Here is a 6,875-nt window from a genome sequence, read left to right as displayed (position 1 = left end):
AAGGTGCAAACGCTACAAGGAACGGTAGCTATAGGTTTTTAGAGCGGTTGAATACCTTTCCGCTCTTTTAAGCATAACATAAAGTCCCCCTAAAAGGGGGAGGCTTTAAACCCAATTTTTCGGTAATGTGCCCACTAATTTCTCTGATGATAGTTTTTGCCTCATAAGTCATATTCTACAACACTAGCTGTACTTTTTTCTCTTCTTACCCCAATTTACTGAGCGAATACATTCAAGTTCAGATAAATCCCAATATTCTTGCTTGTGAAGCCACTTAAAAACTTCATCCCTTTGTTGGGCTGTCAGATAGCTTTTTGCACCCTGATAGAACCCATTTGGTATCTTTTCTGTCCAAGGTTATAATTATAGCTGATTCATAAAGAGAATCTAAAGAAAGTTTATCCCAGTCAAATTAGGTGTTACTGTTAAGTATATTTTATCCATATTGTAACCAATGAGTCGTCTACCTGCGATCGCTAACCCTAAACGTCAACCATACCCAAGGGACCTGAGTGATTCGTATGGGGGAGATACTTAAGCCTCTGCTACCTAAGTCTAGGAGAGTGAAAAAAATCGGGGGAGATGACAGTATGACAGAAATACAACAAGAGTGCCACGGCAGTGCAGTGTTGTAAAAGCGATAGACTTCCAGTCCGCTTTCCTACGGAATACTACGCAAACGCCATCCCATAGTCTTCATTTGAAATTATCTTCTTGGTCATTTGTCAAAAAATTTAGATGCGTTGGCCCTGAGAGAAGCATCTTTTTTATTAGGTATGTCTCGTCAACGTTTATTAGTTTTATTAGCTCAAGGAAGAGTCAAAGGAGCCGAGAAAAAAGGTAGATTTTGGGAAATACCAGTTTCTGAAAGTGGAATGCCGGTAATAATTCCGGCTCGGCGGGGTCCGAAAGGTATGTGGCGCAAGCAAGAATCTACTACACCAAAAATGATTCATGTCAATCAAAACAAAATTAAAAGTAATAAAACTAAGCCTCCAACAGAATTGGAACCTGTAGTGTCACTCAAGCACGGCAATGATAACTATTATGGTTATGAGTTATATATTTCAGGTCCTTGCCAAATCGTCTATCGACCTTATAAACCAGCAGGTTGTGGCGCTCATCTGTGGATTAATACTTTTCATTCTGTGCAATTCATAGATACTAAATCCAATCCAGCCACTGCAAGGCAACCCAGCAAACAAATTTACATCTAGTCTGGTTGCAAAGGCAGTCTGATCGTCACAAAAAAATATTTATTCGCTCAGAGCAGCTAAACTGACAATAACTTCAGCAGGATTTGTGCTGTTTGTGGGAAATCGTCTATCTGACAAATTAGTAGGGACGTTCCATAGAAGATCCCTACATTCGATCGCTCCTTCCCAAACTCCTAATAGCTTCTTGCAAACTTTCGACTTCTATACAAGTTGTAGTTGTAGGTTGGGTTAAGCGATAGCGCAACCCAACAAATCTATATACAAGTATGACAACATTTTTTTAAATTGGTATAGCTTCCGGATAAAAAAGGGTTTCTTAGAAATGCTATAATCTAAAGTTAACTTAATCTGAATCCAATTTTAAGAGGTTAGACACTATGGACCCTTTGACTATGGCCGCAATGGCAGTATGTACTGTCGTTTGTACAAAAGCTTTAGAAAAAACTGGGGAAAAGGTTGGGGAGGCAGTTTGGGATAAAAGTGCGAAGTTTCTGAAATCTCTTAAACAAGAGTCTCCTGATACTGTGACGGCTATTGAAAAAAGTGCAGAGCAACCTTTAGATTATGGTCAAGCAGTTTTAGAGGTGGAGAAGGCAGCAAAAGCTAATGATGTTGTGGAGCGGAGAATGAAGAAATTAGTCAAAGCAGCAAAGGCTGACCCGCGACTAAATATTGATGAATTTCTAGAAGAAATAACAAAAGCCTTAAAATCCCGAAATTCATCTTTTGAATTTCTAGAAGAAATAATAAAAGCCTTAAAATCCCGAAATTCAAAAAAAGTAGAGAATCATCAAAAACTTGCAGAGAAAATCAAGGTAGAAAAAGGGGCAATGGTAGTTCAAAAAAACGTAGAGAATTATCAAAAACTTGCAGAGGAAATCAAGGCAGAAGAAGGGGCAATGGTAGCTAATAAAATAGACATTGGAAATCTAGAGAATAACTTTTATCGTTCAGAAATTCACAACTATAAGGAAACTGAACCAATAAAAATTCAGGATAACGAAGAAAACAAGGAGAAAGAGTTCAAACCAATTAAAGACCAAGATGTACCTGAACAGCAAAAAAATAATGAGGTAGAACAAGAGAATATTATGCCAGTTGCAGTTCCTCCACTTTCACTTGATGTGAATGAGGTAGAAAAAGAGAATATTCTTGATCTGGATGAGTTAGAAGCAGAAGCATTTCCCCCACTTTCACTTGATGTGCAAGAGAACAATGAGGTAGAACAAGAGAATGTAGAAAAAGAGAATATTCTTGATCTGGATGGGTTAGAAGCAGAAGAATTTTCCCTACTTTCACTTGATGTGCAAGAGAACAATGAGGTAGAACAAGAGAATGTAGAAAAAGAGAATATTCTTGATCTGGATGGGTTAGAAGCAGAAGAATTTTCCCTACTTTCACGTCATGTGCGAGAGAACAATGAGGTAGAACAAGAGAATAATTTCTATTCTTATTCCGATCAACTTCCAGATGTAGAAACAATAGTTGTAGGACAAAGTTGTTGACTTGCTGTCTGAATTTTTACAGTAGAATCCTATTTTTAGATATCTTCCATAAAGACTGTAGGGATGTTCTATGGAAGGTCCCTACAAAGATTTCATCAAAGGTTGATTTATTTACTCGAGATGTCTTTTAACTTTTTTTTTTGATAAAGTGTGTCCCTCTGCTGACAATTTCTCCCCAAACTCCTAATAGCTTCTTGCAAACTTTTGACTTCCATACAAGTACCCCCAACAGCACCTGCCATTGTCGTAATATGTTCCTCCATTAATGTACCACCAATATCATTACAACCCCATTTCAATGCTTCTTTTGCTCCATCCAAACCAATTTTTACCCAACTTGGTTGATGATTAATTATCCAATTTCCTAAAAATATTCTCGATACTGCGGTTAATAACAAAACATTCAGCAAAATAGGTTGGTCATGTCCCACTCTCCGACGCAAAGGTGCAGGTGCTTCTTGCCCGACAAAGGGTAATAAAATAAATTCTGTTATTCTCGCCGGATAATTTTTTTCAATGGCAGTTTGTTGGAGCGATCGTAATCTCTCCAAATGTAAAATTTGTTGTTGAGGGGTTTCAATATGACCGCACAACATTGTACTTGTGGTTGGCATTCCTAAACGATGTGCTGTGCTGACTATTTCTAACCAAGTCGCCGTATCAATTTTTTCTGGGCAAATAATCTTTCTCACTGCATCATCCAAAACTTCCGCAGCAGTACCTGGCATCGATCCCACCCCCTCATCCCGCAAAGCAGCAATTACATATTCATAACTCACGCCATCCTCTCTGGCAATAAACTGTACCTCCTGGGGAGAAAAAGCGTGTAAATGTAATTGAGGAAACTCATCTTTAATACCTTTTACTATTTGCAAATAATAAGGTAAAGATTTACCTGCAACTTTAGCTTGAAGATTTAATCCTCCCTGCATACAAATTTCTGTTGCTCCTCGTTGTACTGCATCATTAGCTTTTTCCAGAATTTGACCAATATCTAACCAAAAAGCACCCGCATCCCCCTCATCTCGGCGAAAAGCACAAAAACTACAATGTTGTTCGCAGATATTGGTGAAATTTATATTCCGGTTGATAACGTAAGTAACAGTATCTCCTACTTGTTGTTGTCGGAGTTTATCTGCGGTTTTCTGGATAGTGGTTATTTCTGTGGGAAGTTGAGTTAAAGGAAGTTTTCCGAAATTTGCTTGAGAGGTTGGGGATAACAATAATAGTGTTTCTGCTGTAGATAGGTCATAACCTTCTAAAGCGCGATTTAAAATTGTCTCTAGGTTTTGGTTTGTCAAGTTGAAAGCGGTCATATTTATTAGGTTAAAAGTAAGAGTGAGAAAGTTTAATCGAAATATTCATCAGAAAATAGTCAACTTTTGGCGCAGGAGTTTACACAGTCAATGGTTACTTTTGCTAGTTTGGATAGCGATCGCTACTTGTTTACGTCTGACTAATTTAGATGGTAAACCACCTTGGGCGGATGAATTTTCTACTTTGGTTTTTAGTTTGGGTAATAGTTTCCAGGATGTACCGCTAGATCAAGCGATCGCTCCTGATATTTTACTCCAACCCCTACAGTTTAATGTCAATACTGATATTAATCATGTAGTTGATAATTTATTAACTTATAGTAACCATCCACCTGTCTATTTTATCTTGACTCATTAGTGGATGCAGCTTTTTTTTGTAGAAGGGGCTAACTACTGAAGTCGAATAATTGGACACGCATTAGACAAATATTAATAAATCTTGAAAATATCCTGATTATTTGCTATCATAGATTAATTTATATACTAAATTGTCAAAGACTTTTTTCATGGTGTGCGTGTTCAAATGCAATCAATTAAGACCAAATTAAAAGTTAACAATTACCAAAAAACCATACTGGCCAAACACGCAGGTGTTGCTCGTCATGCTTATAATTGGGGATTAGCAACTTGCATAAAAGAGTACGAAGAAACTAAAAAACGCCCAAGTGCAATTACCCTGCATAAGCGTTTAGTAGCCGAAGTCAAATCAATTAATCCTTGGTATTATGAGGTATCTAAATGTGCCCCCCAGCAAGCATTAAGAGATTTAGAGAGAGCATTTAAAAACTTTCTAACTATTCCGAGCCGTGGATTTCCAGTCTTTAAGAAAAAAGGTAGAAAAGACAGCTTTTACTTAGAAGGAAGTATTAAGATTATTCAAGGAAACTACATACAACTACCAAGAATAGGAATAGTAAAAACTTATGAAATCTTACCTTCAGTACCAGTAAAAAACGTCACCATCTCAAAAAAAGCAGATAGTTGGTACATCAGTTTTAAGTACAATTTTGAACCAGATTCAACAGAAAAAGTTGGAGAAACTATTGGTGTAGATATAGGCATAAATACATTAGCAACCTGTTCTGATGGCAGTAAATTTGCTAACGTCAAAGCCTACAGTCAAGCCAAAAAACGATTAGTTCGTCACCAACGTGCAGTCAGCAAAAAAGTTATTGGCTCCAAAAACAGACGCAAAGCAGTAAAAAAACTAGCAAAAGCCTACAAAAAAGTAGCCGATATCAGAGCAGATGCACTACATAAACTCACAACATGGTTAGCTAAAAACCACAGCACCATAGTTATAGAAGACTTGAATGTAAGTGGAATGCTCAAAAATCATAAACTAGCAAGTGCCATAGCAGACTGTGGTTTTTATGAGTTTAAACGTCAGCTTACATACAAATGTGAATGGTACGGCAGTAAATTAGTAATAGCGGATAGATTTTATCCAAGTTCTCAAATATGTTCAAACTGTGGGCATCAACAGAAAATGCCATTGCACTTGAGAACTTATGAATGTAGTGAATGCGGTTTTCAGGCTGACAGAGACTTTAATGCTGCCGTTAACTTGAAAAACTATGTGTATCAGTAGCTTGAGTTCCAAGCGAATTGAAGCCTGTGGAGAAGATAAGTTGCAGACTGCGGTCAGTGGTCTTCAGTGAAGCAGGAAGCTAGCTCCAAAGCTCATGCGATAGCTTACGCTTAACCGGAGGTTATCGTGCATGGGTAAGTTTGGGTAAGTTTAGTAGAACGGAGTTAGTTTCTCTATGGGGTGCGCGGTCTTTGAGTGTTATTTTTGGTGTTGTTTCTATATTATTTTTTGGTTTTACTTATATTTTCGGTATTGACCTAACTAGAGGTGCGCGTTACAGTTTTGTTTATTTTCCAGCAGTAATTATTTTAGTAGCAGCAATTCTCGCCCAAAATTTTAATCGGCAGTTTGTTCAAAGTAAATTTTTGAATGTCTCTATTTGCAAAACTACTGGCAAAAAAGCGGTGATTTTAATTTGGTTAATGGCTTTCTTAAGTGGATTAACTGTTGTTTCAAATTTAGGCTATCAAAAATATTATCGACCGGATTTATTAGTTTCTATCATAGAAAAAAAATCTGACAAACCGATAGTTATTGCCACAACTCATTATACTCATGTTGAAACTGGAGAATTTATGGGAATAGCCTGGAGTATGAGAAAAGTTTTTCAGAAAAAATTGCAACATCAATGCAGAAAAGAGAGTATTTGTCAGGAAAATTTTCGAGTTGATCGGAGTATGAGTTTTGCTCCAGTAAAATTTATTTTGCTACATCAAGGAGTTGATAGTAAAAATCAAGTAAATTCACTTCAGAAAATTATCAATAGACTGGAATATCCTTTTGATTTATGGTTAGTAAATTTTGCAAGTGATTTTAATATAGCAGTAGAAAACTGTCAGGTTGACAAAGGTGCATTTCCATTAATAGATGGTTATAAATATCAGCTTTATCATTGCAATTTATCGGGTGGATAGATATGGATTATTACTCTATCAATCCACCACTAATTCATTTTGTATCCTAACTCCTGTTTTATTTACTTTCTCTTTTCTTTTGCTAGTTTAATTCCCTGCGTCTAAACGGTGCTTAAAATTGTTTGGAGTTATAGAGCGCTTTTCAAATTGATGAACCACATCTTCACAAGCAAAACCTTGTAATGACGTTCTATGGAACGTCCCTACTATGGTCTGCCTAAATGAAAACCGCTGTAAGACACAAAGTGGCGTGTCGAAGACTTATCCATAAGCAATTTTCCCTTCTGCCTTGTGCCTTGTGACTTCTTCCTTCTTCCCTCTTCCTTCTTCCT

Annotated in this window: 6 protein-coding genes; 5 read left to right on the top strand and 1 reads right to left on the bottom strand. The window is 37.0% G+C overall.

What is annotated here, in order from left to right; genetic code table 11:
- The first annotated feature begins 722 nt into the window (after window positions 1-722).
- Both F6K54_RS37465 and F6K54_RS37460 read left to right on the top strand, forming a co-directional pair.
- Window positions 723-1,217: a hypothetical protein gene (locus tag F6K54_RS37465; protein WP_293089076.1), complete on the top strand. Its 495-nt coding sequence runs from the start codon at window positions 723-725 to the stop codon at window positions 1,215-1,217.
- 377 nt (window positions 1,218-1,594) lie between these two features.
- Window positions 1,595-2,722 carry a hypothetical protein gene (locus tag F6K54_RS37460; RefSeq protein ID WP_293089075.1) on the top strand — a complete coding sequence of 376 codons (1,128 nt, stop codon included), beginning with the start codon at window positions 1,595-1,597 and terminating at the stop codon, window positions 2,720-2,722.
- Window positions 2,723-2,829: 107 nt separating this feature from the next.
- Here the strand turns inward: F6K54_RS37460 and cofH are convergent, their stop codons facing one another.
- Complete coding sequence (cofH, locus tag F6K54_RS37455) at window positions 2,830-4,038, bottom strand: 7,8-didemethyl-8-hydroxy-5-deazariboflavin synthase subunit CofH (protein ID WP_293089074.1); 1,209 nt, start codon at window positions 4,036-4,038, stop codon at window positions 2,830-2,832.
- Between the two features lie 22 nt (window positions 4,039-4,060).
- Here cofH and F6K54_RS37450 point away from each other — a divergent pair, with 22 nt between their 5' ends.
- From F6K54_RS37450 to F6K54_RS37440, 3 genes are all read left to right on the top strand, one after another.
- Complete coding sequence (locus F6K54_RS37450; protein WP_293089073.1) at window positions 4,061-4,396, top strand: hypothetical protein; 336 nt, start codon at window positions 4,061-4,063, stop codon at window positions 4,394-4,396.
- A gap of 165 nt (window positions 4,397-4,561) precedes the next feature.
- Window positions 4,562-5,629, top strand: a complete 1,068-nt coding sequence (locus tag F6K54_RS37445; RefSeq protein WP_293089072.1) for an RNA-guided endonuclease TnpB family protein — start codon at window positions 4,562-4,564, stop codon at window positions 5,627-5,629.
- Window positions 5,630-5,769: 140 nt separating this feature from the next.
- Window positions 5,770-6,543 carry a hypothetical protein gene (locus tag F6K54_RS37440; RefSeq protein WP_293089071.1) on the top strand — a complete coding sequence of 258 codons (774 nt, stop codon included), beginning with the start codon at window positions 5,770-5,772 and terminating at the stop codon, window positions 6,541-6,543.
- Window positions 6,544-6,875: the final 332 nt, after the last annotated feature.

It is taken from the genome of Okeania sp. SIO3B5 (assembly GCF_010692555.1).
GTDB lineage: Bacteria > Cyanobacteriota > Cyanobacteriia > Cyanobacteriales > Microcoleaceae > Okeania.
The sequence above is the reverse complement of the archived record's forward strand: the minus strand, read 5'-3'. Positions and strand labels throughout refer to the sequence as shown.